Origin of the sequence: Streptomyces sp. NBC_01525 (genome assembly GCF_045040405.1) — a bacterium.
Classification (GTDB): Bacteria; Actinomycetota; Actinomycetes; order Streptomycetales; family Streptomycetaceae; genus Streptomyces; species Streptomyces benahoarensis.
Genome location: NZ_CP109397.1, coordinates 6,909,445 through 6,935,437, shown reverse-complemented (window position 1 = coordinate 6,935,437; position 25,993 = coordinate 6,909,445). Strand labels below are relative to the sequence as shown.

The 25,993-nt window shown below is 74.3% G+C and carries 24 protein-coding genes; 12 read left to right on the top strand and 12 right to left on the bottom strand.

The window, feature by feature from the left end:
• Nucleotides 1–60: 60 nt before the first annotated feature.
• From OG422_RS29990 to OG422_RS29975, 4 genes are all read right to left on the bottom strand, one after another.
• Nucleotides 61–897 carry a PP2C family protein-serine/threonine phosphatase gene (locus OG422_RS29990; RefSeq protein ID WP_143943098.1) on the bottom strand — a complete coding sequence of 279 codons (837 nt, stop codon included), beginning with the start codon at nt 895–897 and terminating at the stop codon, nt 61–63.
• Between the two features lie 256 nt (nt 898–1,153).
• On the bottom strand, nt 1,154–2,791 hold the full coding sequence (locus OG422_RS29985; RefSeq protein WP_405747392.1) for an APC family permease: 1,638 nt from the start codon (nt 2,789–2,791) through the stop codon (nt 1,154–1,156).
• Between the two features lie 164 nt (nt 2,792–2,955).
• Nucleotides 2,956–3,177, bottom strand: coding sequence for an acyl-CoA carboxylase epsilon subunit (locus OG422_RS29980; RefSeq protein ID WP_405747390.1), 222 nt, complete (start codon nt 3,175–3,177; stop codon nt 2,956–2,958).
• Between the two features lie 180 nt (nt 3,178–3,357).
• Nucleotides 3,358–4,599, bottom strand: coding sequence for a transcriptional regulator (locus OG422_RS29975; RefSeq protein WP_405747388.1), 1,242 nt, complete (start codon nt 4,597–4,599; stop codon nt 3,358–3,360).
• Nucleotides 4,600–4,794: 195 nt separating this feature from the next.
• Between OG422_RS29975 and OG422_RS29970 the strand changes: the two genes are divergently transcribed.
• Complete coding sequence (locus OG422_RS29970; protein ID WP_405747387.1) at nt 4,795–6,870, top strand: prolyl oligopeptidase family serine peptidase; 2,076 nt, start codon at nt 4,795–4,797, stop codon at nt 6,868–6,870.
• 45 nt (nt 6,871–6,915) lie between these two features.
• On the opposite strand, the gene OG422_RS29965 is transcribed toward OG422_RS29970, so the two are convergent.
• Nucleotides 6,916–7,326: an organic hydroperoxide resistance protein gene (locus OG422_RS29965; protein WP_143944516.1), complete on the bottom strand. Its 411-nt coding sequence runs from the start codon at nt 7,324–7,326 to the stop codon at nt 6,916–6,918.
• A 120-nt stretch (nt 7,327–7,446) separates the two neighbouring features.
• Here OG422_RS29965 and OG422_RS29960 point away from each other — a divergent pair, with 120 nt between their 5' ends.
• From OG422_RS29960 to OG422_RS29935, 6 genes are all read left to right on the top strand, one after another.
• Nucleotides 7,447–7,926 (top strand): MarR family winged helix-turn-helix transcriptional regulator, encoded by a 480-nt coding sequence (locus OG422_RS29960; RefSeq protein WP_405747385.1) that lies wholly within the window; start codon nt 7,447–7,449, stop codon nt 7,924–7,926.
• 282 nt (nt 7,927–8,208) lie between these two features.
• Entirely contained in the window at nt 8,209–8,442 is a 234-nt protein-coding gene (locus OG422_RS29955; protein ID WP_405747384.1) for an acyl carrier protein, read from the top strand.
• Nucleotides 8,439–9,677 carry a beta-ketoacyl-[acyl-carrier-protein] synthase family protein gene (locus OG422_RS29950; RefSeq protein ID WP_405747382.1) on the top strand — a complete coding sequence of 413 codons (1,239 nt, stop codon included), beginning with the start codon at nt 8,439–8,441 and terminating at the stop codon, nt 9,675–9,677. The genes OG422_RS29955 and OG422_RS29950 overlap by 4 nt, the downstream gene beginning before the upstream one ends.
• Nucleotides 9,678–9,716: 39 nt before the next feature.
• Entirely contained in the window at nt 9,717–10,619 is a 903-nt protein-coding gene (locus OG422_RS29945) for an alpha/beta fold hydrolase (protein ID WP_405747380.1), read from the top strand.
• A gap of 124 nt (nt 10,620–10,743) precedes the next feature.
• Entirely contained in the window at nt 10,744–11,475 is a 732-nt protein-coding gene (locus tag OG422_RS29940; RefSeq protein WP_405747378.1) for an HAD family hydrolase, read from the top strand.
• Between the two features lie 382 nt (nt 11,476–11,857).
• Entirely contained in the window at nt 11,858–12,511 is a 654-nt protein-coding gene (locus tag OG422_RS29935) for a transglycosylase SLT domain-containing protein (protein WP_405747377.1), read from the top strand.
• A 129-nt stretch (nt 12,512–12,640) separates the two neighbouring features.
• Here OG422_RS29935 and OG422_RS29930 read toward each other — a convergent pair whose 3' ends face one another.
• The gene (locus tag OG422_RS29930) at nt 12,641–12,829 is read right to left on the bottom strand and encodes a hypothetical protein (protein WP_143943057.1); all 189 of its coding nucleotides are present in this window, start codon (nt 12,827–12,829) and stop codon (nt 12,641–12,643) included.
• A 526-nt stretch (nt 12,830–13,355) separates the two neighbouring features.
• On the opposite strand from OG422_RS29930, the gene OG422_RS29925 reads away from it, so the two are divergent.
• Both OG422_RS29925 and OG422_RS29920 read left to right on the top strand, forming a co-directional pair.
• Nucleotides 13,356–14,048 carry a transglycosylase SLT domain-containing protein gene (locus OG422_RS29925; protein ID WP_405747375.1) on the top strand — a complete coding sequence of 231 codons (693 nt, stop codon included), beginning with the start codon at nt 13,356–13,358 and terminating at the stop codon, nt 14,046–14,048.
• Nucleotides 14,049–14,387: 339 nt separating this feature from the next.
• Nucleotides 14,388–15,263: a lysozyme gene (locus OG422_RS29920; protein ID WP_405747373.1), complete on the top strand. Its 876-nt coding sequence runs from the start codon at nt 14,388–14,390 to the stop codon at nt 15,261–15,263.
• A 112-nt stretch (nt 15,264–15,375) separates the two neighbouring features.
• On the opposite strand, the gene OG422_RS29915 is transcribed toward OG422_RS29920, so the two are convergent.
• Nucleotides 15,376–16,938, bottom strand: coding sequence for an SDR family oxidoreductase (locus OG422_RS29915; protein WP_405747371.1), 1,563 nt, complete (start codon nt 16,936–16,938; stop codon nt 15,376–15,378).
• A gap of 411 nt (nt 16,939–17,349) precedes the next feature.
• On the opposite strand from OG422_RS29915, the gene OG422_RS29910 reads away from it, so the two are divergent.
• Together OG422_RS29910 and OG422_RS29905 are read left to right on the top strand one after the other, a co-directional pair.
• Complete coding sequence (locus tag OG422_RS29910; protein WP_405747369.1) at nt 17,350–18,645, top strand: glycosyl hydrolase; 1,296 nt, start codon at nt 17,350–17,352, stop codon at nt 18,643–18,645.
• A 62-nt stretch (nt 18,646–18,707) separates the two neighbouring features.
• Nucleotides 18,708–21,755: an alpha-mannosidase gene (locus OG422_RS29905; protein WP_405747368.1), complete on the top strand. Its 3,048-nt coding sequence runs from the start codon at nt 18,708–18,710 to the stop codon at nt 21,753–21,755.
• A gap of 103 nt (nt 21,756–21,858) precedes the next feature.
• Here the strand turns inward: OG422_RS29905 and OG422_RS29900 are convergent, their stop codons facing one another.
• Nucleotides 21,859–22,074: a hypothetical protein gene (locus OG422_RS29900; protein WP_143943305.1), complete on the bottom strand. Its 216-nt coding sequence runs from the start codon at nt 22,072–22,074 to the stop codon at nt 21,859–21,861.
• A 189-nt stretch (nt 22,075–22,263) separates the two neighbouring features.
• Between OG422_RS29900 and OG422_RS29895 the strand changes: the two genes are divergently transcribed.
• A complete protein-coding gene (locus OG422_RS29895; protein WP_143943306.1) occupies nt 22,264–22,455 on the top strand; it encodes an antitoxin in 192 nt (63 codons plus the stop codon).
• A 117-nt stretch (nt 22,456–22,572) separates the two neighbouring features.
• Here the strand turns inward: OG422_RS29895 and OG422_RS29890 are convergent, their stop codons facing one another.
• The 4 genes from OG422_RS29890 to OG422_RS29875 all read right to left on the bottom strand — a co-directional run bounded on the left by OG422_RS29890 (nt 22,573) and on the right by OG422_RS29875 (nt 25,726).
• Nucleotides 22,573–22,815, bottom strand: coding sequence for a hypothetical protein (locus OG422_RS29890; RefSeq protein ID WP_143943307.1), 243 nt, complete (start codon nt 22,813–22,815; stop codon nt 22,573–22,575).
• Between the two features lie 92 nt (nt 22,816–22,907).
• The gene (locus OG422_RS29885) at nt 22,908–23,114 is read right to left on the bottom strand and encodes a cold-shock protein (protein ID WP_143943308.1); all 207 of its coding nucleotides are present in this window, start codon (nt 23,112–23,114) and stop codon (nt 22,908–22,910) included.
• A gap of 289 nt (nt 23,115–23,403) precedes the next feature.
• Nucleotides 23,404–24,666, bottom strand: coding sequence for a D-alanyl-D-alanine carboxypeptidase family protein (locus OG422_RS29880; protein ID WP_405747366.1), 1,263 nt, complete (start codon nt 24,664–24,666; stop codon nt 23,404–23,406).
• Nucleotides 24,667–24,844: 178 nt separating this feature from the next.
• Nucleotides 24,845–25,726, bottom strand: coding sequence for an endonuclease I family protein (locus tag OG422_RS29875; protein ID WP_405747364.1), 882 nt, complete (start codon nt 25,724–25,726; stop codon nt 24,845–24,847).
• Nucleotides 25,727–25,993 lie beyond the last annotated feature (267 nt).

The following is a 25,993-nucleotide window of genomic DNA, read 5'->3' as shown; positions in this document are numbered from 1 at the left end:
CCAGCATCGGGCAACGGCCCCGGGCCCGCGCGGCCACCGCCACGGACGGCGGCGCCCCGTTCACCCGTTGTCGCGGTCCGCCCGGTCGTAGCAGAGGACGACGACCGCGGCGTCGTCGGTGTGTCCGGTGAACTCCGCGACGTCCATCACCGCCGCGGCGACATCGGCCGGATCGCCGGTCGGGGCGCGATCACGCAGCCGCTTGGCCGCCTCCGCGAGGCCCGCCTCGATCGGGAACGACGGGCCCTCCACCACACCGTCGGTCAGCAGCGCGAACGCGCCGCGCGAGGCGAGTCGCCAGTAGGTGACCGGGTACGTCTCGCCGGGCAGCACGCCCAGCGGCGCGCCGCCGGTCTCCTCGGCGATGCCGCTCCGGCCGTCGTCGGTGGCCCACACGCCCGGTGGGTGACCGGCGCGGGCGGCGGCCACCTCCCAGGTCACCGGGTCGAAGGTGAGGAAGGTGCAGGTGGCGAAGAGCGGGCTGTCCACGGAGAGCAGCAGCTCGTTGGCGCGGGCGAGGACCACGCCCGGGTCGGCGCCGCCGCTCGCCACGGCGCGCAGCCCGATACGGATCTGCCCCATGAACGCGGCGGCCTCGACGTCGTGCCCCTGGACGTCGCCGATGCAGAACGCCAGCCGGCCGCCGGGCAGCGGGAAGCCGTCGTACCAGTCGCCGCCGATGTCCAGGCCGTTGCGCGCGGGGGCGTACGCGGCGGCGGCCCGCACGCCGGGGACGCCGGGCAGGGCGGCCGGGAGCATCTCCCGCTGGAGCGCCTCGGCCAGTTCGACCCGGGCGCGCTGGAGTTCGGCCCCGGCCCGGGCCTGGGCGGTGAGCCGCCCGAGCGTCGACAGCAGATCGTCGGCGCTCAACTCCCGCGCGGGACGCCGCCGGAACATGGACGCCTCCGTGGTGCGGGTCGTGGTCCGCCGCGGGAGGCGCGCGCGGCGTGTCGTGGCCGCCTCCTGATGCCGCCGCCGACCGGACGGGCCGACGCGGAAGCTTCCGTCAGGATAGGCCGCTACGGGCGGTTTCGCCTGGTGGGCGGGGCGGGGCATGGGCCTTACGGTGCGGGGCCGGGGCCCCCGGCGCACGGCGGGACCGGGAGCGCGCCCCACGCGGCCCGAAGGGCCCACGTCCGCCCGCCCGTCCCCCTCAGTCCACCGCCACCGGAGCGGGAGCCGGGACCACCGCCAGGTACCGGACCCCGGACCGTACCGCCCAGAAGAACAGTGCGAGGGCCAGGACGGCGACGGTGAGGGAGTCGTACGGGGCGGGCAGCGCTCCGGTGCCGCCGAAGGAGCCGAGCAGGGACAGGGCGGTCAGCGTGACGAGGTAGCACACCAGCCAGGCGCCGGTGCGCAGTTCGGCGCCGAGCGGGCGGCGGGGCGGCTCGCCCGGGGCGGGGACCGCACCGGGGCGCCGCATGAGGAGGAAGAGCAGCAGCCCGACGAGGACCATCGGCAGCGCCAGCCGCAGCGCGTCCCAGCCCGACCAGTACACGAACTCGCTCGCCACCACGAAGCTCAGCGGCGCGAGCCAGCGCAGGCCCGGCACCCATCCGGCGGTGACGGTGCCGGGATCGGCGCGGAAGACGGCGGCGGCCACCGCGGACGCCGCGTAGATCAGCAGGTACATGTCGCCCATCACGCTCACGATCTGCTGCCAGCCGCCGATCGGCAGGAGGAAGAGGACGATCACGGCGAGGTTGACGGCCAGGGCCCGGCGCGGCACGCCGGAGCGGGCGTCCACCTTCATGAAGTAGCGGGGGATGGTGCCGTTCTTGGCGAGCGCGTAGGTGTGGCGGGCGTCGAGGGCGACACCGACGTACGCGGAGCCGCCGGGTGAGAGGACGGCGTCGGCGTAGAGCAGGCTGGAGAGCCAGTGCAGATTGAGGATGAGGGCGAGCTGGCCGAAGGGCGATTCGAAGGAGACGCCGTGCCAGCCGCCGCCGAGCAGCGACTCGGGGACGGTGAACAGGAACGCCACCTGGAGCGCGACGTACATCAGCACCGCGAGGCCGATCCCGGTGAGGACCGCGGCGGGCAGCGTGCGGCGCGGGTTGCGGGTCTCGCCGGAGAAGTCCAGCGGCGCCTGGAAACCGTTGACGGAGTAGACGATGCCGCCACCGGCGAGGGCCGACAGGCAGGCGGCGTAGCCGTACGGGGCGAAGCCGCCGTGGTCGGTGAGGCGGCCGGAGTGCCAGCCGGAGGCGATGAGGGCGGCCACCGTGACCACCGGCACCACGATCTTGAAGACCGAGACCAGGTTGTTGAGCCGCGCGAACATCCGCACCGCGAACCAGTTCAGCGCGGTCAGCACCACGCTGAGCCCGGCGGCGAGCGCCACGCCGGAGGCGGAGAGCGTCCGCCCGTTGTAGAGGTCGGGCAGATAGTGCGCGGCGTACTGCATGATCGCGCTGATCTCGGCCGCGGTGCCGCCGACCGACAGCAGTACCGACCAGCCGACGAGCGTGCCGACGAGCGGGCCCCCGGCGTGCAGCGGCCAGCGGACGGTGCCGCCGCCCTCGGGGCGGGAGGCGCCCAGTTCGATCATGACGAGGGCGACCAGCGCGCAGAGCAGACCGGCGCCGATCCAGGAGAGCAGGGAGGCCGGTCCCGCGGTCTGTGCGGCGTAGAGGGCGGCGAAGAGCCAACCGGAGCCGACGATGTTGGAGAAGCCGATCGCGGTCAGGCCCCAGAACCCCAGATCCTTGCGGAGCCGCCGCTCCTGCGCCTCCGCCGCCGGGGTCTCCGGCCCCCCGCCCCCGCCCGCCACCTGATGCTCCGCCACGACCTCGGCCTCCCGCTCCGCTTCCGGCTGTACGGCGCCGCGCGCACGGAGCCCGGTGCGGATTCTGCCGGGTGTCGGCCGGAATTCTCCGGGTGACCGGCGAACAGGGCGCCGGGCGCGGCGGGTTCGTCAGCGGATGCCGGTTTTCTTCCGGGGTGGACAGGTCAGCCGCAGTACCAGCACCCGGACCAGCAGGCCGAGCGCGGCGGATGGTGGTGGCATTCGGAGTCGTCCGGGGGCACCACCCAGTCGGTGCCGTCGGCGGTGACAGCGGCGGCGAGGCGGGCGTAGAGGATCACCGTGATCGCCGCCAGTTCCTCCGGTTCGGCCACGCCGCCCTCGATGCGCAGGCCGATGTCGCGGGGCGCGTCCGGCGGGGCGGTCACGGCCGCGCCCCGCGGGTACGGGGCCCCGGCCGGGCGGGCCGTGGCGGGTGGGCGGTGGGGGGCGGGGGTCCGGAGCTGGTCGGCGCGGTCACACGGCCGACCCTAGGAGCGCCGGTGGGGGCTGTCGCGCCCGTGCCGACCGATCGGGCGAGGCGCCTGGAGCACGGGGCGCGGGGGCGGTCAGCCGTCGGCCGTGCGCGGCGTGCCCTGGGCGCCCAGGAGGGCGTCGGCGACCGGGGTGCGGTGGTAGAGGACCGAGGCTCCGGCCCGACGGCGGGTCACCAGCGCGGCGTCGAGCAGCACCTTCAGATGGCCGCCGACGGAGCCCAGGCCCAGCCCGGTCAGGGCGGCGAGCTGGCTGGTGCTCTTGGGCGGATCGAGGAGGGCGAGGAGGGTGGCGCGGTTGGTGCCGAGGAGGCGGGCGAGGGGGTGTCTTTCCGGTCTTCGTGGATCAGGCCGTGGCGTCCGGTGCCGTGCCTCGCAAGGCGGAGCCCCGCCCGCGGACCGGGTGTCCGTGGGTGGGGCGACAACGCCGCGAGGTGCGGTGCCAGGCGTCACAGCCCCACGAAGACCGGGAAGACACCCCCCGAGCGGGTCCGGGACGGGCTGCGGGGCCGCGGGTGCGGGGCGCCCGCCGCCCGCGAGGGCCGTACCGGACGCCGGGTAGATCACCGCGTACCGCTCGGGAAGGTCCCACGCCACCCAGCCGTCCGGGCCGCCGACGGGGACGAAGACGAGGTCGGCGCCGGTGAGGTCGCGGGCGGGGCGGTCGGCGCCGTTGATGCGGAAGCGGCCGTTGCCGAGCCAGCGGGTGCGCGGGCCGAGGTCGGCGACGGTGGCGGCCCAGCCGTGGCGGCTCAGCCGGTGCACCCGCCCGATCACATCGGCCTCCAGCATGCGGCTGCGGCGCGGCCAGTCGGGGCGGACGACGCCCTGCCACACCCGGTCGAGGAGGTCGGCGGCGCGGCCCGCCGGGTCGGGCACGTCCAGGGCGCGGGGCAGCCGCCCGCCGCAGGCCGTGGCGAGGTCGGTGCGGGCCTCGGGGGCGGGGGTGGCGCGGACCCGGGCCAGTTCCCCGGCGAAGGTGGAGGTGTCGTGGCGCGGCGGGCGGCTGAGGAAGTCGGGCGTCCAGTGGACGCCGATTCCGGCGGCCGCCCAGGCGCGGACGAACGGGTCGGCCAGGAGCCGCGCGCGGAACGCTTCCGGGGGCGCGGGGTGCCCGCCGCGCGGGCCGGGGTGCACGGTGAGCGGGCCGGGGTGCGCGGTGAGCGGGCCGGGGTGCGCGGTGAGCGGGCCGGGGTGCGCGGTGAGCGGGCCGGGGTGCGCGGTGAGCGTCCGGAGCGTGGCGACCGTCTCGATCAGCGGCGAGAGCACGAACCGGCTGCGCGCCAGCACCTCCGCGTCGACCAGCCACTCCCCCATGCCGTGCCCCCCGTCCGCCGCCGTCCGCCCCGGGACGGGGCCGCCCTGCATCTCGGTGTGCCTTCGGTCCGGGGACGCTCGGAACGCCGTCCACCCTGGTCACCGGCCACCCCGGCGCGCCGTCCGTCCCGCTCGTCTTTCGTGCCGGGACGAAACAGTAGGACCCCGGGGGCGGGGCGCTCCACTCTGTCCGCCATGCATCCACCCGAGAGCCTTCCGCATCAGTTCCTGCGTACCCGCCGCTTCGCGCTGGGCGCCCCCGACCGGTTCACCGTCTCGCCCGACGGCGCCACCGTCCTGTTCCTGCGCACCGCATCGGGCGGCGATCCGGTGCGCCGCCTGTGGGCGCTGGACACCGCCTCGGGCCGCGAACGGCTGCTGTTCGATCCGGCTGATCCGGCGCACGGCGCGGGCCCGTCCGGCGACGGCGTCACGGCGTACGCCACCGACGCCGCGGTCTCGCTCGCCGCCTGCCTGTGCGGCGCGGCGCTGTGGGCCGTCGACGTCGCGACGGGCCGGGTGCGCGCGCTGCCGGTCACCGGACGCCCGGCCGATCCCCGGCCCGATCCGGCGGGCCGCCGCATCGCCTATCTCGCGGACGGCGCACTGCGGGTGATCGGCGCGGATGGCACCGGGGACCGGGAGATCGCCGCGCCCGACGGGCCCGACGTCCGCTGCGGCGTCGCCGAGTACGCGGCGACCGCTTCGATGGGCCGCGACCGGGGCTACTGGTGGGCGCCGGACGGCTCCCGGCTCCTGGTGGCGCGCGTCGACGAGAGCGCCGTCGCCCGCTGGTACATCGCCGATCCGGCGCACCCTGCGACGCCGCCGCGCGCGGTGCGCTATCCGGCGGCGGGCACCGCCAACGCGGAGGTGACGCTGTGGCTGGTACCGGCCGACGGCGGCACCCGCACCGAAGTGACCCTGGACCGGGCCGCGTTCCCGTATCTGACGGCGGCGGGCTGGGACGCGTACGGCCCGTTCGCGGCGGTGCAGAGCCGGGACCAGCGGACGCTGCGGACGTACGCGGTCGACGCCGCCGACGGGCGGACGGCGCTCCTGGCCGAGCAGCGCGACCCGTGCTGGGTGACCCTGGTGCCGGGCACCCCGGCGCGTACCGCGTCCGGTGCGCTGGTGGCGCACCGGGACACCGAGGGGGCCGACGGCACACGGCAGTTGACCGTCGGCGGCGCGGCCGCCACCCCCGACGGGCTCCAGGTGCGGGAGGTGCTCGGCGTGAGCGGCGAGGAGGTGCTGTTCACCACGTCCGCGGACGTGGTCGGGCAGGCGCTGTGGACCTGGCGGCCGGATACCGGCGCCCGGCCGCTGACCACCGCCCCGGGCGTGCACACCGGGGTGCGCGGCGGCGCCACGCTGGTGCGGGTCTCCCGGGCGCCGGACCGGCCCGGCGCGACGGTGGTGGTGGAGCGCGCCGGGCGCCCGGATCTTCCGGTGGCCTCGTACGCCGAGCGGCCCGTGCTGGCGCTGCGCGAGCGGCGGCTGACGACGACGGAGCGCGCGCTGCGCAGCCGGTTGCTGCTGCCTTCGTGGCACCGCCCGGGCGGCGGGCGGCTGCCGGTGCTGGTCGATCCCTACGCGGGCCCGGCGCTCCAGCGGGTGACCGGGGACCAGGCGCCGATGATGTTCGTCTCGCAGTGGTTCGCCGAGCAGGGCTTCGCGGTGCTGGTGACCGACGGCCGCGGCACGCCGGGCCGCTCCCCGGGCTGGGAGCGCGCGGTGTACGGCGACATCGTGTCGGCGGCGCTGGAGGACCAGGCGGCGGCGCTCACGGAGGTGCTGGGGCGGTTCCCGGAGCTGGATCCGGGCCGGGTCGCGGTCCGCGGCTGGTCGTTCTCCGGGATGCTCGCCGTGGCGGCGGTGGTGCGGCGCCCCGATCTCTTCCACGCGGCGGTCGCGGGCGCGGGCGTCCACGACGCGCGGCTGTACGACACGCACTGGCGGGAGCGGTTCCTCGGGCATCCGGACACGCATCCCGAGCGGTACGACGCCTGCTCCCTGGCGCGGGAGGCGCCACGGCTGACCCGGCCGCTGCTGCTGATGCACGGGCTGGCGGACGGCAACGTCCACGCCGCCCACACGCTGCGGCTCTCCGCCGCCCTGCTGGCCGCCGGACGCCCGCACGAGGTGCTGCCGCTGCCCGGGATGGACCACGCGCCGACCGAGCCGGCGCTCTTCGCGAACCTGCTGCGCCATCAGGTCGACTTCCTGTGGCGGCATCTGGGCCGGGAGGACAGCGGGGCCGTGTCGTAGCGGCCGCTGACGGGGGCGGGCGACGGCGCCGCCCGCCCCCGGGTCTCACTCGATGACCAGCTCGACGTCGATGTTGCCGCGGGTGGCCTTGGAGTACGGGCAGAACCGGTGGGTGGCCTCGACGAGTTCCCGCCCGCGCTCCTCCGCGAGATCGTCCGGCAGCTCCACGCGCATCACGACGGCGAGCCCGAACCCGGTGTCGTCCTTGCCGAGGGAGACCTCGGCGGTGACCGACACCTCCGCGGTGTCGATCTTCAGCTGCCGTCCGACCTGCGCCATCGCGCTGGCGAAGCAGGCGGCGTACCCGGCGGCGAAGAGCTGCTCGGGGTTGGTGCCCTCGCCGCTGCCGCCGAGCGCGGGCGGCATGGCCAGCGGGAGGTCGAGCCGCCCGTCGGAACTGACGGCGCGGCCGTCCCGGCCGTTGGCGGTGGCGGCGGCGGTGTAGAGCGCGTCCATGGGGGTCCCTCCGGTTCCGGCGGCCGCGTCCCGACCACCGGAAAGAACAATGACACACAATTAAGTTGCACACAATTCAATGCTGGGCGATTCAATGCCCCGGCGGGCTAACCTGGGTCCATGGCCGCCTCCCCCAGCCCCTCCGGCTCCCCCGACTCCCCCCTCTCCGACGCCGACCTGCTCCGCCTCGACCACCAGGTCTGCTTCTCGCTGCACGCCGCCTCGCGCGCCTTCGGCGCCGTCTACCGGGACGCCCTCAAGGACCTCGGGCTGACGTATCCGCAGTACCTGGTGATGCTCGTGCTGTGGGAGGACGACCCGCTCCCCGTCAAGTCCATCGGCGAGCGGCTGCGCCTCGACTCCGGCACGCTCTCCCCGCTCCTCAAGCGCCTGGAGGCGGCGGGCCTGGTGCGCCGCGAGCGCAGCGCGGAGGACGAGCGGTCGGTCGGCGTCCACCTCACCGACGCCGGTGCCGCGCTCCGCGAGCGGGCGCTGCCGATGCCCCGCCGGATGCTCGCCGCCACCGGCCTGGACCTGGAGGAACTGCGCACGCTGCGCGGCCTGTTGAGCCGGGTGACCCGCACCCTCGACGAGGCGTGAGCCGCCCGGCCCGGCCGTCACGGACACCCGGATCCGGCCGCGCCCCGTACCCTCCCGTCGCCCCGCGCCGTTAGACGGGGCGAGTGCCTTCCGCGCCGTGCGGGCAGGGGCGCGCACCGCGCGTGCGCCCCCTGCGTCACCCCTCACCCCATCGAGCGAACGGCGTTGGGGAGTCTTCCGGACGAAGGCGTATAAAGGGTGCCGCCGAACCAGCCGGAGCCGCCGGCGGGCCCCGCCAGGACGCGGTGGGCAACAGCGCCTACGAAAGCGGAGGAGTGCCACGTGAACGCGGCAGAAGTCGTCAACACCCTGCTGGTCAAGCGATTCGGGGTCGATCCGGTCAACGTCACCGACGAGACCTCGCTGCAGCATCTGCGGATGGATTCGCTCGCCCTGGAGGAGCTGCGGCTGCTCATCGAGGACCGCCTCGACATCGACCTCGACGAGGTCGCGCTCACCTCCCGGGACACCGTGGGAGCGCTGGTGGCGGCCGTCGACGGCAAAGTCGCCGCGTGACGGCCCGCACGCCGTTCGCCGCGGCCGTGACGGGCGTCGGTCTGGTCACCGCCGCGGGCGTCGGCGCCAAGGCCACCTGGCACACCGTCACCGGGGAGACCACCCCCGTCGGCGTCCGCCACCGCCCCGAACTCACCGATCTGCCCTGCGACTTCATGTACGGCGTCGACGATCTGGACACCACCGAGGTCCTGGGCGTGGCCACCCAGCGGCTGATGGACCGCTTCGCGCAGCTCGCGGTGGTCGCCGCCCGGGAGGCGATGGCCGACGCCGGGCTGGACCCCGGGACCTGGGACGGTACCCGCGTCGCCGTCGTCATCGGCTCGGCCCACGGCGGGCTGCCGTTCTACGAAGAGCAGCACACCGCGCTGCTGGAGCGCGGCGCCCGCCGGGTCTCCCCCAAGCTCGCGCCGCTCACCGTCGTCAACAGCGCGGCCAGCAGCGTCGCGATGGACCTCGGCGCGCAGGGCCCCAGCCTGGGCGTGGCGACCGCCTGTTCCTCGGGCACCGTCGCGCTGGGCACCGCCCATCAGCTGCTGCGCTCGGGCGCCTGTGACATCGCCGTCGCGGGCGGTGCCGAATCGGTCTGCTCCCGGCTGCTGATCGCCAGCGCCTGCCAGATGAAGGCCGTCTCCACCCGCCGCGACGACCCGGCGGCCGCCTGCCGCCCGTTCGACGCCGACCGGGACGGTTTCGTCATCGGCGAGGGCGCCGGGCTCCTCGTCCTGGAGCGCCCCGAGCACGCGCGGGCCCGCGGCGCGACGGTCCGCGCCCGCGTCGCGGGGTACGGCGCGTCCAGCGACGCGTACGCCGCGGTCGCCCCGGACCCCGAGGGCCGTGGTATCGAGCGGGCGCTGCGCGCCGCGCTCGCGGATGCCGGGGTCGGCCCGCGGGAGATCGGCCATGTCAACGCGCACGGCACCTCCACCGTCGTCAACGACCGGATCGAGGCGGCGATGCTCCGCCGGGTCCTGGGCGAGGACGCGCTGGTCACCTCCACCAAGGCGATGACCGGGCACACCCTGGGGGCGGCGGGCGGTATCGAGACCGCGCTCACCGTCCTCGCGCTGGAGTCCCAGCTGGTCCCGCCGACCGCCAATCTGGACACGCCCGATCCCCGGATCCCCCTGGAGATCGTGCGTGGCGCGGCCCGGCCCGCGCCCTTCGACTGGGCGGCCAAGACGTCGCTCGGCTTCGGCGGCCACAACGCCGCACTCGTCCTGACCCGCGCCTGACGCGCGCCGCCCCCGCGGATCTCCCGAGAAGGAACCGTCATGTCCGAGGAAACGATCCGCTCCCTGTCGGTGGGCGGGGTGTCCTACGCATACCGGCTGCTGCACCATCCGGACGGGGCCACCGACCCCGTCATGGTGCTGGGCGGCGCCCTGCAGGGCATGTTCGGGTGGCCGCAGATGGAGGAGCGGCTGAAGCCGGTGGCGAGCGTGATCACCGCCGATCTGCCCGGCATGGGCACCGCCGAACCGCTGCCGCCGGGCCCGAGCACCGAGCTGTTGTGCCGGGCGATCGAGCACATCCTCGACGATCTCGGCGTGGCGCGGATCAACCTCTTCGGCTTCTCCTACGGCGCCGGTCTCGCCTTCGGCTGCGCCCGGCGCTTCCCCGCCCGTATCGCGCGGCTGGCGCTGGGCGGGGTCCCGTCCCACATCACCGACGAGCAGTGCGCCCACTGGGAGCGGGCGGCCGAGGAGCTGCGGCGGGGTGCGGTGGATGCCTTCGCGACGCTCGCCACGGACGGTCTGCTCTGTCTCGACGAGGGGCGGTACGTGACGCGGCGGCGGCTGGCCTACCGCTATGTGCGGCGGTCGATGCTGCAGGCGGCCCGCACCTCCCCGCACGCGCTCGACTCGCTGTGCCGGGCGGTGACCGACCGCCCGGACTTCTCCGGTGGGCTGTCCGGCGTGCCGACCCTGGTGTTCAGTGGCGCCCACGACACCGTGACCTCCCCGGCCCACCAGCAGCGTTTCGCCGCCACCCTCGACGGCAGCCGCTTCCTGGTGATCCCGGACGCCGACCACTGGGTCGTCCTGGAGCGCCCCCAGGCCGTCGCCGACCTCACCGCCCGCTTCTTCACCGACCGCCCGCTCTCCTCGGCCCCGGCGCTGGCTCCGGTCGCCCGCGACGAGGAGCCGACGGACGGGGCTGCGGCGTACGTCTGAGCCGGGGCCGCACGGCGGGCGCGGCTCAGACCGGCGGCGGGCAGGCGCCGTGGCCCGGGCCACGGCGCAGGCGGATTCGGTGGAACGCGCCCGCCATCGGTCCCGTACCCGGTAGGAAGGGCCCATGGCATCCCTCCCGGAGTACGGGCCCGAAGGCCCGATCCGCCCCGTGGCCGCGCGGCCGCCGGTTCCGGTGGCCGGGGTGCTGTTCGACTTCTCCGGGACCCTCTTCCAGATCGCGCCGTACACCGACCGCATCCGGGCGGCCGTGCCGTACGCCGTCGACGACGTCGCGGTGGACGGCTGGCTCACCGCCCTGGCGACCGGGCTGACCGACCCCGGGGTGCGTGCCGCGCAGCACGCCCGCGACACCTCCGCCCGCGCCCACCGGCACGCCTTCACCACCTGGTACGCGTCGGTGCCCGCGCTCGCGCCGTACGCGGAGGCACTGTACGAGCAGCTGCGGACGCCGGAGCACTGGCTGCCGTACGCGGACAGCGCGCGGACCCTTGCGGCGCTGGCGGGGCGCGGGGTCGCGGTCGGGGTGGTCAGCGATGTGGGCTGGGATCTGCGGCCGACCTTCGCCCACCACGGGCTCGCGGAGCACGTCGGGGCCTGGGTGCACTCCTTCGAGCACGCCACCGAGAAGCCCGATCCGCTGCTGTTCCGGCACGCCTGCGACCTGCTCGGGCTGACCCCCGCGCAGACGCTGATGGTCGGCGACCACCCCGCCAAGGACGGCGGTGGCGCCCTCGCCGGGCTGCGCTCCTACGTCCTGCCGAGCGGTGCGGCGCCCGGCGGCATCCGCGGGTTGGACGCGGTGCTGCGTCTGCTCGCGCCGGATCCGGCCGTCTGAGGCGCGTCGCCCTCTCTTCCCCTTGTGGCGCGGGCCACTTCGACCCCCTCCCGCACCGCCTCGCACGCCGCTTTCCGGCCGCCGCGGAGTGAGGGCAGGCACAGGGTGTACGTCACGTACGAGGGCGCTTAGTCGCGGCGGGGCCGCTCATCACACCAGAGAACACGGTTCATTTCGGGCATCACACCTCATCTCACGATGAGAGGTAGTACGTCACATCATTGCCACCGATTCGGCGCCGCGCTAACCATGGATGCCGTAAGCACCGAGAACGTGCCGGTGGACTCCTCGCCCTGGTGAGTGAGCGCGGCCAGACCCTCGGTTCCCTCGCGCCGCCGAAGGCCGCACCCCGCATCAGCACCTGAGAAGAGGTCACCACCGCATGTCCCGTTTCGCCCTGCTCCGCACCGCCCGTGTCACCCGCACCCAGAAGGTCGCCACCGTCGTACTGACCGCCGCCGGCGCCACCACCGCCCTGGCCGTGACGGCCCCCCCGAGCCAGGCGGCGCCCGTCACCGCTGCGCACGCCCCGGCCGCGGTCAAGCCCGTGAGCGCCAACGGCCTGCCGAAGACCGGTGCCGACAAGAGCGCCGAGGCGACGTCCGGCACGGTGTCCGCCGCCGGTCACCTCAAGGTCACCGCCGTCGACAAGCAGGGGCACGCCGCCAAGCAGGCCGCCAGCCGCTCCGCCGAGCGTCAGGCCCCGAAGTCGTACGCGAACAACCTGGACGGCTGGATCCACCAGTCCCTCGACATCATGAAGAACAAGGGCATACCCGGCAGCTACGAGGGCCTGCACCGCAACATCATGCGCGAGTCCTCCGGCAACCCCAACGCCGTCAACGGCTGGGACATCAACGCCGTCAACGGCATCCCCTCCAAGGGCCTCCTCCAGGTGATCCAGCCCACCTTCGACACCTACCACGTCAAGGGCACCGCCCATAAGCTCACCGACCCGGTCGCCAACATCACCGCCGCAGCCAACTACGCCGCCCACCGCTACGGCTCCATCGACAACGTCAACTCCGCCTACTGAGGCGGAACATGACGGCCGTCACCCCTGACGGCGACACCGTCGAGCGACCGGCCCCGGGCCGGTCGTGACCACAGACGAGGGCCCTGTCCGCCTCCCGCGGACAGGGCCCTCGTCGGCGTGTGCGGACGCCTATCGAGCGACGCCGTCCAGCGGCGCGAGGCCGAGGAGGGCGCTGACGACCTCGCCGGCGAACTGCAGACCGGCCTTCTCCTTCGGTGTGAGGTCGTGGTCGTCGGCGGGCGCCGCGGCGGCCGGACCGGCGGTCAGGGCGCCTGCGGCGCAGAGAGCGGCGACCACGACGGTCAGACGACGGAACATAGGCGCTTCCTTACGGTGCGAGGGCTCGGACGGGCCCAGCCTCCGCGAGCCGCGCGCCCCGGCCGGTGCGACAGTCCGGGCGCTGCGGCGAACGGCCCACCGACTGCGCCGCAACGGGCGCCCCGTACGGCCGCGACGCGGGACACCGAGGCCCGCACCCCGCTCAGATCCGGGCCCATTCCGGGCGTGACCCGGGCAACATCCGAGGCCCCCCGGAAGGGGTCGCCTGGTGATGCCGGGCACAGGACGCACGTCACCTACGAGGGCCGGTAGTGACGCCACACCCCCACCAATACAGGATGAAAAGCCCGCAACATCGGACATCTCGCCTCATCTCACTATGAGGCATAGTACGTCACATCATTGCCACCGTTGCCGGACAGCGCTAACTATGAATCCCGTAAGCACCGAGAACGTGCCGACGGACTCCTCCCGCCTGGTGAGCGAGCACGGCCTGACCCTCGGTTCCACGCGCCGCCACAGGCCGCTCCCCCCGCATCCCGCATTCGGAAGAGGTCACCACCGCATGTCCCGTTTCGCCCTGCTCCGCACCGCCCGCGCCACCCGCACCCACAAGGTCGCCGCCGCCGTGCTCGTCGCCGCCGGCGCCACCGGCGCCCTGACCGCCACCGCGACCCCGAGCAACGCGCAGCCCGCCACCGCGCACGCCCCGACCGCCGTCAAGCCCGTGAGCGCCAACGGTCTGCCGAAGGTCGTCACCGGCGAGGCGACGACCGCCGAGGCCAAGACCGCGGACGTCTCCGCGTCGGTCGCCGACGGCCTGAAGGTCACCGCGGTGGCGAAGCAGGACCGGGCCGCCCAGCAGGCCGCCAACCGCTCCATGGAGCGCGCGTCCCTCGCCCCGAAGGCGGCGCCCAAGGCCGCCCCGAAGTCGTACGCGAACAACCTGGACGGCTGGATCCACCAGTCCCTCGACATCATGAAGAACAAGGGCATACCCGGCAGCTACGAGGGCCTGCACCGCAACATCATGCGCGAGTCCTCCGGCAACCCCAACGCCGTCAACGGCTGGGACATCAACGCCGTCAACGGCATCCCCTCCAAGGGCCTCCTCCAGGTGATCCAGCCCACCTTCGACACCTACCACGTCAAGGGCACCGCCCATAAGCTCACCGACCCGGTCGCCAACATCACCGCCGCAGCCAACTACGCCGCCCACCGCTACGGCTCCATCGACAACGTCAACTCCGCCTACTGAGGCGGAGTGACACCGCGCTGACGCGCGCGGGATCCGGCACCACGCCGGATCGCGCGCCGCCCGGACCGCGGACCGGGGCGACTGGCGCGTGCGCCTCGTCCGCAGCCCGCAGCGGGCCCCGTACACCGGGGCCCGCTGCGGCCTTTGCACACCGGGGCGCGCCGTGTCGGCCGACACGCCGTCAGACACGGCCGAACGGGTGAGACTGACCGGCTGAATGGCGGACTGACGGGCCATCGGGTCTTGGGCGTGTACGGATTAGCGTATACGTATTGTTATCGGCAGGAATGTGCCACAGTCTGCCGATTCGACCTCACCGATGGCTTTCGGAGGCACCCGATGCCCTTGCGCAGTTCCGGTTCCGCCCGCCGTGCGTTCCCCGTCACGGCCGGAACCCTTATCGTCCTCACCGCGCTCGCCCTGCCGCTCGCGCTGCCCACCGCCGCGGCGGCCGCTACCGGGAACGGCCAGGAGCCCGCCCACCCCGAGCAGGACTGGATGGGCTCCACCATCGCCGCCCACGAAGGGGGCAACCGGGCCGGCGGCCCGGAGACGGACGACCATGAGACGAAGGCGTCCACCTCGATCGCGTCGGTCAACGGCGTCGACGTCTCCAGCCACAACGGCAACGTCGGCTGGCCCGCGCTGCGGCAGAGCGGGGTGCGCTTCGCGTACGTCAAGGCGACCGAGGGCACCACGTACAAGAACCCGTACTTCACCCAGCAGTACCGGGGGTCGTACGACGCGGGGATCATCCACGGCGCGTACCACTTCGCGCTGCCGGACCACTCCAGCGGCGCGTCGCAGGCGAAGTACTTCGCGCAGCAGGGCGGCGCCTGGTCGAAGGACGGCAAGACGCTGCCCGGGGCGCTGGACATGGAGTACAACCCCTACGGGGCGACCTGCTACGGCAAGAGCCAGGCCGAGATGATCGACTGGATCGCCGACTTCGTGGAGACGTACCGCGCCGAGACCAAGCGGGACGCCATCCTCTACACCTCCACCGACTGGTGGAAGCAGTGCACCGGGAACTCCGAGGAGTTCGGGAAGACCAACCCGCTGTGGGTCCCGCGGTACGGCTCGTCCGTGGGTGAGCTCCCGGCGGGCTGGGACTTCCACACCATCTGGCAGTACACCTCCAGCGGGCAGACGGTCGGCGACCGCAACCACTTCAACGGGTCGTTCAGCCGCCTGCAGGCACTCGCCAACGGCTGACGCCCACCCGGTCCCGGACCACGCGACGGCCGGCTCCCGGCGCCCGAAACGGCGCCGGGGACCGGCCGTTCGCCGTGCAACGACCAGCCCTCTCCCGGCCGTTGCCGCACCGTCACCGTGCGGCCTGGGATTTCTCCGCGGCGTGGGCGATGTTGCGGGCCATGCCGCCGAACACCGCGGCGTGGAAGGGGGCGACGGCCCGCCAATAGGCGTGTCCGGCCAGTCCGTGCGGGTGGAACAGGGCGCGCTGGCCGTAGACGGTACGGCCACGGGCGTCGCGGCCGACGGTCAGCTCCAGCCAGGCCAGGCCCGGCAGCCGCATCTCGGCGCGCAGCCGCAGCAGCCGTCCGGGGACGATCTCCTCGACCCGCCAGAAGTCGAGGGAGTCACCGGCCCGCAGCCGGGCGGCGTCACGGCGGCCACGGCGCAGCCCGACACCGCCGACCAGCCGGTCGAGCAGGCCCCGGACCGCCCAGGCGGCGGGGAACGAGTACCAGCCGTGCTCGCCGCCGATGCCCTCCACCACGTTCCAGAGCGCTTCGGGGCCGGCGTCGACGAGGCGTCGGCGGCGGTCGGTGTAGAGGCTGCCGCCCGCCCAGTCGGGGTCGGTGGGCAGCGGCTCGGCGGGGGCGCCGGGGACCGCGGCGTTGGACCAGCGGGTGGCGACCTTGGCCTCCCGGATCCGGCGCAGGGCCAGGGCCAGCGCGTCGTCGAGCGGGAGCGGGTGGCCGGGCGGGTCGGGGACGTACCGTGCGAGGTCGTGTTCCCGGCAGACGACCTCGTGGCGCAGGGATTCGGCGAGCGGTCGGGCGAGGCTGCCGGGGACGGGGGTGACCAGGCCGACCCAGTGGCTGGACAGGCCCGGGGTGAGCACCGGGACGGGCACGATGAACCGTCTGGCCAGCCCGGCGACGCGGGCGTAGCGCTGCATCATGTCGCGGTAGGTGAGGACGTCCGGGCCGCCGATGTCGAAAGCACGGGAGACGTCGTCGGGCAGGGTGGCGGAGCCGACGAGGTAGCGCAGAACGTCGCGGACGGCGATGGGCTGGATTCGGGTGGAGACCCAGCTGGGCGTGATCATCACCGGAAGGCGTTCGGTGAGGTAGCGGAGCATCTCGAACGAGACGGAGCCGGAGCCGATGATCACCGCGGCGCGGAGGACGGCGGTGGGGACGCCGGAGGCGAGCAGGAGGTCGGCGACCTCGGCGCGGGAGCGCAGGTGCGGGGAGAGCCGGTCCCGCGGGACGCCGGGCGGGGTGAGGCCGCCGAGGTACACGAGGCGGCGGATTCCGGCGGCGCGCGCCTCGTCGGCGAAGATCCGGGCGGCTCGGCGGTCGGTCTCCTCGAAGGTGGCGCCGGTACCGAGGGCGTGCACCAGGTAGTAGGCGGTGTCGACGCCGTCGAGTGCGCCGCGGACGGAGGCGACGTCGGTGATGTCGCCCCGGTAGATCTCGGTGCGGCCCGCCCAGGGGTGGTCGCGCAGCTTCTGCGGGGTGCGGGCCAGGGCCCGTACCGCGTATCCGGCGTCCAGCAGCTCCGGGACGAGGCGCCCGCCGATGTATCCGGTGGCGCCGGTGACCAGCGCGAGGGGGCGCGTCGGCGGGGTGCGTGCGCCGGGGGCCTGCCGGCGCGCGCCCGGGTGGTCCGGGCCGCCGTGCGCTGCGGTGTCGGCCATGGGCCGTGCCTCCTGCCGGGGCGGGTACCGGGCCGTGCCGGGGCGACGGACCGCGCCGCCCCACCCGGATCAGTGTGGCATCGCGAGGGGCAGGGGGCATGGTGGCGGGCCGGGGCGCGGTGCGAGGGCGAGGCACGGGGACGAGTGGTCCGGCGCGCGCCCTGGCGCGTCCCCCGGACGCTCAGCGGGCGGAGGCGGCGGGTTCGTCCTCCGTAGCGGCGGCGAGCCCGTCATGGCCGTTCCGGCCGGTGGCGACCGCGCCCGTCGTGGCCGTTGCGGCCGTCGCTCCCGGCCTTCGTCGCGGCGCGGCGTTTCTCCGTCCTCGATGTGGGTGAGGGTGCGGTCATGGGATGAGGGGTTCGGCCCCCGTCCGGCCGTGTCCGCTGGTTCGTCCGACCCGCAGGAGCCGTCATGCCCGAGCAGGACACCGATCGCCGTCCGCCGCGTTTCGGCGTCAACTACACGCCCTCGCAAGGGTGGTTCCACCACTGGCTCGACTTCGACCTGGACGCGGTGCGCGCCGATCTGGACGCCGTCGCCGGGCTCGGCCTCGACCATGTCCGCGTCTTCCCGCTGTGGCCGCTGTTCCAGCCCAACCGGACGCTGATCCGGCCGCGCGCCGTGGAACAGCTGGTGGCGCTGGCGGACGCCGCCGCCGAGCGGGGGCTTGACGTCGCCGTCGACGGCCTCCAGGGGCATCTGTCGAGCTTCGACTTCCTGCCCGCCTGGACGCGGACCTGGCACCGACGCGGCCTGTTCACCGATCCGGACGTGCTCGCCGGTCAGCAGGAGTACCTGCGGACGCTGGCCGCCGCGCTCGCCGACCGGCCCGCGTTCCTCGGGATGACGGTCGGCAACGAGTTCAACCAGTTCGCGGACGGGCCGCACCCCGATCCGGACCGGATCGACGCGGCGCAGGCCGGGGCGTGGCTGGAGCTGATGCTGGGGGCCTGTGAGCGCGGGGCTCCGGGGCTGCCGCATCTGCACGCCGCCTACGACGCGGCCTGGTACCAGGACCGTCACCCCTTCACGCCCGCGCACGCCGCCCGGCTGGGCGCGGTGACGGCGGTGCACTCCTGGGTGTTCAACGGGACGGCGCAGCGGCACGGCGCCACCGGCGTCGCGACGGAGCAGCACGCCGCGTATCTGATCGAGCTGTCGAAGGCGTGGGCCGACGATCCGCGCCGTCCGGTATGGCTCCAGGAGGTGGGCGCCCCGGCGCCCCACATCCCGCCGGACGGCGTCGCGCGCTTCACCGCGGCCACCGTCGATGCCGCGCTGGACTGCGCGGACGTGTGGGGCGTGACGTGGTGGTGCTCGCACGATGTGGACCGGGCGCTGGCGGACTTCCCGGAGCTGGAGTACGGGCTCGGGCTGTTCACCACCGACGGGACGGCCAAACCGGCGGCGCGGGCCCTCGCCGAGCGGGCCGCCGCATGGCGCGGCCGGCCGCACTGCCCCGCGCCGCGCACCACCGCGCTCGTCGTCGACGTGGGCGAGCCGGAGGCGGCGCCGCGCCGGTCGGTGTGCGCCCCGGGCGGGCCGGTCTTCGAGGCGTGGGCCCGGCTCGCGGCCGACGGGGTCCGGCCCGCGCTGGTGCTGGACTCGCACACCGGCGACGCGGACCGGCTGGCGGCCCGCGGCATCACGGAGCTGGTGACACCGGCGGAGGTGAGCGGCGGCACCACCGTCCGGCGCACCGACTGACCACCGGCCGCCCCCTACCCCGCCCCCCCCCACACGCCCCCTCGACGTGAGGAGCACACCCCATGCACGACGACCGCGCCCTGACCGAAGCCCGCCTCGCCCGCGTGCTCGACGAACGCATCCGGCCCGCGCTGTACTCCGCGTCCGTACCGCTGGAGGTCTCCGCCTGGGTCGCCCCGGGTGAGCCGGTTCCGGTGGCGGAGGGGATCGCGGCCCCGCACTCCCCCGTGGCGGTTGGGGACGCCTGGGGCGCGCCCTGGGGGACAACGTGGTTCAAGGTGACCGGTGAGGTGCCCCGGGAGTGGGCGGGGCGGACCGTGGAGGCGGTGCTCGACCTCGGGTTCGACGAGCGGATGCCGGGCTTCCAGTGCGAGGCGCTGGTCCACACGCCCGACGGCACCCCCGTCAAGGGCCTCAACCCGCGCAACCAGTGGGTCCGGGTCGGCTCCCCGGTGCGCGGCGGCGAACGCGTCGAATGGCATCTGGAGGCGGCGTCGAACCCGGTGATCCTCGGCGATCCGCCGTTCCGCCCGACGCCGCTGGGCGACCCGGAGACCGCGGGCGACGCGCCGCTGTACCGGCTGGCGCGGATGGACCTGGCGGTGTTCGACCGGGCGGTGTGGGAGCTGATCCAGGACCTGGAGGTACTGGGCGAGTTGATGGCCGAGCTGCCCCTGGAGGCGCCGCGCCGCTGGGAGATCCTGCGGGCGGTCGGCCGGGCGCTGGACGCGGTGGACCTCCAGGACGTGGGCGGTACGGCGCCGGCGGCGCGGGAGCGGCTGCGGGAGGTGCTGGCGGCGCCCGCAGGCGCGTCGGCGCACCGGATCAGCGCGGTGGGTCATGCACACATCGACTCGGCGTGGCTGTGGCCGCTGCGCGAGACGGTGCGGAAGGTGGCGCGTACCGCGTCGAACATGACGGCGCTGCTGGCGGACGAGCCGGAGTTCGTGTTCGCGATGAGCCAGGCGCAGCAGTTCGCCTGGCTGAAGGAGCACCGCCCCGCGGTGTACGCGAAGGTCAAGGAGGCGGTGGCGGCGGGCCGGTTCGTCCCGGCGGGCGGGATGTGGGTGGAGTCGGACACCAATATGCCCGGGTCGGAGGCGATGGCGCGGCAGTTCGTGCACGGGCGGCGGTTCTTCCTGGAGGAGTTCGGCGTCGAGAGTGACGAGGTGTGGCTGCCGGACACGTTCGGGTTCGCCGCGGGGCTGCCGCAGATCATCAAGGCGGCGGGCGCCAGGTGGCTGCTGACACAGAAGATCTCCTGGAGCCGGGTCAACTCCTTCCCGCACCACACCTTCCGCTGGGAGGGCATCGACGGCACCCGGATCTTCACGCACTTCCCGCCGGTCGACACGTACAACTGCGAGATGTCCGGCGCGCAGCTCGCGCACGCGGCGCGGAACTTCAAGGAGAAGGGCATGGCCAAGCGGTCGCTGGCGCCGACCGGGTGGGGCGACGGCGGGGGCGGCACCACCCGCGAGATGATCGCCAAGGCGCGGCGGCTGCGGGATCTGGACGGCTCGCCGGTGGTGGCGTGGGAGAAGCCCGCGGATTTCTTCGCGGCGGCGGAGGCGGAGTACCCCGAGGCGCCGGTCTGGGTGGGCGAGCTGTATCTGGAGCTGCACCGCGGGACGCTGACCAGCCAGGCACGCACCAAGCGCGGCAATCGCCGCAGCGAGCAGCTGCTGCGGGAGGCCGAACTGTGGTCGGCGACCGCCGCGGTGACGGCCGGTCACCCGTATCCGTATGCGGCGCTGGACCGGTTGTGGAAAACGGTGCTGTTGCACCAGTTCCACGACATCCTGCCGGGCTCGTCGATCGCCTGGGTGCACCGGGAGGCGGCGCGCACGTACGCGGCGGTCGCGGCGGAGCTGGAGGAGATCGTCGCGGGCGCGCTGGCGGCGCTGGCCGGTGCCGGGGAGCGGGATCTGACGGCGAACGCGGCGCCGCACGCCCGCGCGGGCGTCCCCGCCGGTGGGCTCGCCCCCGCGGTGCCCGAGGGCGGACCGGTGTCGGCGCGCCCCCGCGCAGGCGGCGGGTTCGTGCTGGCCAACGGCGTGCTGCGGGCGGAGGTCGACGGGCGGGGGCTGCTGGTGTCGGTGTACGACCTGGTGGCGGGCCGGGAGTGCGTCGCGCCGGGCGGCGCCGCCAATCTGCTCCAGCTCCACCCGGACTTCCCGAACATGTGGGACGCGTGGGACGTGGACGCGTTCTACCGGAACACCGTCACGGCGCTGACCGACGCCGACGAGGTGACGCTCGCGGCGGCGTCCGACGAGGCGGCGACGGTGCGGGTGACGCGGCGCTTCGGCGCCTCCCGCGTGGTGCAGACGGTGACGCTCGCCCGGGGTGCGGGCCGGGTCGATCTGGCGGCGGAGGTCGACTGGCACGAGACGGAGAAGTTCCTCAAGGCCGCCTTCCCGCTGGACCTGCACACCGACCGGTACGCGGCGGAGACGCAGTTCGGGCATCTGTACCGGCCCACGCACACCAACACCAGCTGGGACGCGGCGAAGTTCGAGGCGTGCGCGCACCGCTTCGTCCATCTCGCGGAGCCCGGCTGGGGCGTGGCGCTGGTGAACGACGCGACGTACGGGCACGACGTGACCCGCACCGTGCGGGAGGCGCCCGACGAGGTGGGCACCACGACCACGGTGCGGCTCTCCCTGCTGCGCGCCCCGCGCTTCCCGGACCCGGAGACCGACCACGGCGTGCATCGCTTCGGGTACGCGCTGGTGCCCGGCGCGGCCATCGGCGACGCGGTGCGCGAGGGCCACCGCATCAACCTCCCGCAGCGGCGGGTGACGGGCGCGGGCCCGGTGGCGCCGCTGGTCACCGTCGCCGAGGAGGCGGTGGTGGTGACGGCGGTGAAGCTCGCGGACGACGGCAGCGGCGATGTGGTGGTCCGACTCCACGAGGCCCACGGCGCACGCGGCACCGCGACGCTCACCACGTCGTTCCTGCCGTCCGCCGTCGTCGCCACCGACCTGCTGGAGCGCCCCGTGCCCGACGGTCCGCGTCTCGTACGGGACGGCGCCGCGGTGCGGCTGGCGCTGCGGCCGTTCCAGCTGGTCACGCTGCGGCTGACGCGGGCGGCGGACGGGGAGTGAGCCCACGGGGGCGAGGGGGCGCGGCCGCCGGCGGCGCGCGAACGGGCCGGGCGGCGTCACCGTGGGCCCGCGCGGCCGCGTCACGGCCGGCCCCGGGGCGGCCTCACGGCGGATGCCCCTCCTCCGGAGCCGTGGAGGGCTCGTTCTCCTCGGGGTAGCCGTCATGGCCCGGGTCGAGGTCCAGCATGTCCATCAGGAGGGACAGCTCACCCTCGTCCCGGGCCCGGCCGGCCAGCGCGGACCGGGCGCGTCGGCGTTCCTCGTCGCGGGTGATGCGGCGGGGCGCGGGCTCGTCGGGCGTGCGGTGTTCTTCGGTCACCGGTGCATTCTGGGCCGGTGACCGGGCCGACCGCCCGCCGGACGGGCCGCCGCTGCGCCGCCCAGGCCGTATCCGTGGCCCGGCCGGGTGACGGCCCCGGGGGCGGGCGCCGTGGGTCGCGGGGATGCGGGTCGCCAGGGCGGGGGCGATGCTGGAGCCGACGGGGATCGTCGTGAGGGAGGATGACCCATGTCCATGCTCGACAAGCTCAAGTCCATGCTCAAGGGCCACGAAGAACAGACCGGCAAGGGCATCGACAAGGCCGGCGACTACGTCGACAAGCGGACCCAAGGCAAGCACAGCGGCCAGGTCGACAAGGGCCAGGACCGCCTGAAGGACGAGTTCGGCGGGGGCGACAGGCGCCAGCCGCCGCAGTCCTGACACCCGGGGCCGCGCCGTCCACCGCGGCCCGCCGCTCCCGTGGCCCCGAGCGGACGCGCCTTCGAGCACGGCCGGACGGGGCCACCGGCACGCCCGGGACGGGCCGCGCTCCCGTCGTCACACCTCGGTGATCTCCAGGCCCCGCAGCGGCTCGGTGTCCAGCACGGCGCCGCCCCCGCCCAGGGAGCGAGGGAGGTCGGCGGCGGTCACTCCGGCGAGGTACAGGGCCGCCTCCTCTCCCTCGGCGGCATGACCGCGCCTGCGGCGGCGGACCTCGATGGTCTCGACCGTCACCTCGCGCGGCCCCGCGGGCAGCGGCAGGAGCGCCCGCTGCCCGGCCCGTATCGCCCCGGAAACCACGTGGCAGAAGATCCTCAACGACCGGGAGCCGTGAGCCGGACACGCCACGGCGCCCGCCCCACGCGTGGGGCGGGCGCCGTGGTGAACCGGGCTCAGACCTCGACGCGGATCTTCTCCGCCTGCGGGCCCTTCTGGCCCTGGGTGACCTCGAACGTCACCTTCTGGCCTTCCTGCAGCTCACGGAAGCCGGTGGCGTCGATGTTCGAGTAGTGCGCGAAGACGTCGGCGCCGCCACCGTCCTGCGCGATGAAGCCGAAGCCCTTCTCCGAGTTGAACCACTTCACGGTTCCGCTGGCCATATCCGTCTCCTTCGTTCAAGGGGCTCGTATCGGCTCCCGCGCGGTGCGGCAGCCGGAGGTGATCGCCCTGGTCCGGAGAGGTATCGCACAGAAAGAACGCCCGTGAAGGCGACACGGGCGTCCGGCACTTCGGAACCACGACAGCTGATCGGGACGCTACACCGAGTGCTGCCCGGCAGTCATCACCGTCGTGGCAGTCGCGTCACGGGTCCCCTACGGGAACGCCCCCACGGTCCACCGAATCCCCGACCGGCCGTACGTCCGTACGGGGCCCGGCCGGGGTGGCGGGTCAGTCCTGGCGGCGGCGCCACACAACCACCGTGAAGCCGCTGACCAGCACCGCGCCCGCGGCGGTGAGCCACCAGACGCCCGGTCCCGGGCCGTCCGGCGTACCGGCGTCGCGGCCCACCGAGGCGGCGCGCAGCACGGCCGCCCGGTCGGTGGCGCGACGATGCGCGGCACGGTCGGCGCGGTCGTCGGCGGGTTCGTGGGAGGCCGGTCCGTCGGCATCCGGCTCCGGGGAGGGCGAGGGCTGCGGACCGACGCGGTCCGGCAGCATGGCGACCGGCTCGATGTCGGGTGCGGCCTCGAAGCCCCAGTCCAGGAGGGAACGGGCCTCCTCGTAGACCGCGTTGTTCTTGCCGGACTGCGGGTTCATGACGGTGACCAGGAGGGTCCGGCCGTCGTGGTGGGCGGCGGCGATGAGCGTGTTGCCCGCCTGCGAGGTGTAGCCGTTCTTGACGCCGATCAGGCCGGGGTACGGCTCCACACCGTGCGAGCCGACCAGCAGCCGGTTGGTGTTCTGGATGCCGAACGAGTCCGGGCCGCCCGCCTCGGGGAACTGTGCCTCCTCGGTGCTCGCGAAGCGGGCGAAGTCCCGGTTGGTGAGCCCGGTCTTGGCGAAGAGCGTGAGGTCGTACGCGGAGGAGTGCTGGCCGGGCGTGTCGTAGCCGTCCGCGGACTCGACGTCGGTGTCGCGGGCGCCGAGGCGGTCGGCCATCGCGCGCATGTCCTCCAAGGTCACCTCCCAGCCGCCGTTCATCGCGGCCAGGGTGCGCACCGCGTCGCTGCCGGAGCTGAGGAAGACGCCGCGCCACAGGTCGGCGACGGTGTAGCGGAGGTCTTCCTTGATGCCGACGAGGGAGCTGCCGGGGCTGATGCCCGACAGGTCGTCCTCGGAGACGGTGTGCACGGTCTCCTGACCGAATTTCGGCAGCACGGTGACGGCGAAGAGGGTCTTGAGGGTGCTGGCGGGCGGCAGTTCGCGGTGGGCGTCCTTGGCGGCCAGCACCCGGCCGTCGTCGGCGTCGGTGACCATCCAGGACAGGGCGGAGACATCGGGAGGTTCATCGACGTCGGGTGCGGTGCGCACCTGGACGCCGGGGTGGTCGAGGCGGGCGGCGGAGGTGGTGGACGGGGCGTCCCCGGTCACGTGGGGGCCGTCCCCCGGAGAGCCTGCGGCGGCGGCCGGGAGGGCGGAGACGGCGACGGTCGCGGCGCAAACGGCCGCTGCGGTACCGGCTTTGACGGAGGGCCAATTCGCTGACGACATGAGGCCACGCTAGGAACGGGCCCGGGCGGGTCGCCGTCTGGAGTGCTCCATACGGTTCATCGTCGGCGCCGGGGCGGTGGCGGGCGCCGGGCCGTGCGGGCGGCGCGGTCGGGTGACGGGCCGGTCGACGCGCGGGGAACGGGCCGGGTCGACGCGCGTCGACCCGGCCCCCATCAGGTCACCAGATCTCGTTGACCCACTCGGGGTGGTCGATGAACGGGTTCCTGTTGTGCTGGTACTTGTCGAAGATCACCTGATTGCGGTGCTGCTCGAAGGCGTCCGGCGGGTCGGCCTGGCTCCACGCCTTGAGGACGGAGAGGCGCCCGATGCTGGGTGCCGAACCGTTGTCGACCTTGTCGTTGGGCTCCAGGTCGGGGAAGCCGTCGTCACCGTCGTAGCGGACGGCCATGTAGAGGATCATCCGGGCGACGTCGCCCTTGACCGCGTCGCGGGGCTCGAAGGAGTCGTTGTCGGTGTAGTTGCCGGGCGCCTCACCGATCTCGGTGCCGCCGTTGTCGAAGTCCTTGTTGCCGCGGTCGCTGTTGACGGAGACGTCGGCGGGCCGCAGGTGGTGCAGGTCGGTGCCGGGGCCGGTGGCGGTACCGAAGTCGCCGTGGGACTTGGCCCAGACGTGCTCGCGGTTCCAGTCGTCCGGGTTGCCGCCGTGGGCGTCCTTGCTCTGGGAGCGGCCGGTGTAGAGGAGGATGACGTTGGACGTGTTGTTCGGGTCCTCGTCGGTGTCCTTGAGGGCGTCCCAGACCTGGCTGTAGGTGAGCTTGCCGGTCTGGGTGGTGCTGATGATGCGGTGCAGGCTGTCCTTCAGCTCCTGCCCGGTCTTGCCGATGGCGTCCTTGTAGTACGTGTCGTCGTAGGCGGCGTGCGCCGCCCCGGATATCGCCGGTCCGCCGGATATGTGGGCGGCGGCCGTCGGGTGGGGGGCGGCGGGGGTCGCCGTGGCGGTGGCCGGGAGCTGGGTGGCCAGTGCGACGGACGCGGCCACGGCGGCCACGGCGAGCGCGGTACGGCGGCGACCTCTGCGGGTCGCGCGGGTGATGTCCACGAAGGTGTCCTCTTCCCGAATGGTGGTACCGGGCCGCCGGTTGTGGGGGTGCGGCCGATACCGGCCGTTGGGTGTACGGCCGGTGGGCAGCCTTCCACCGCAACAATTCCCACCGTGTGAACACCAGGGGGGAGTTGTGTGCGCAGGCAGTGAAGGCCAGGCCATTCATGCCGGACGGCCCCGATTGTCGGACGGCCGCACCGCCGGTTCCACGCCACCGGGTGGCAGCCCACCGGACGGCGTGGCGTCCGGGCCGGGTGGCCACCC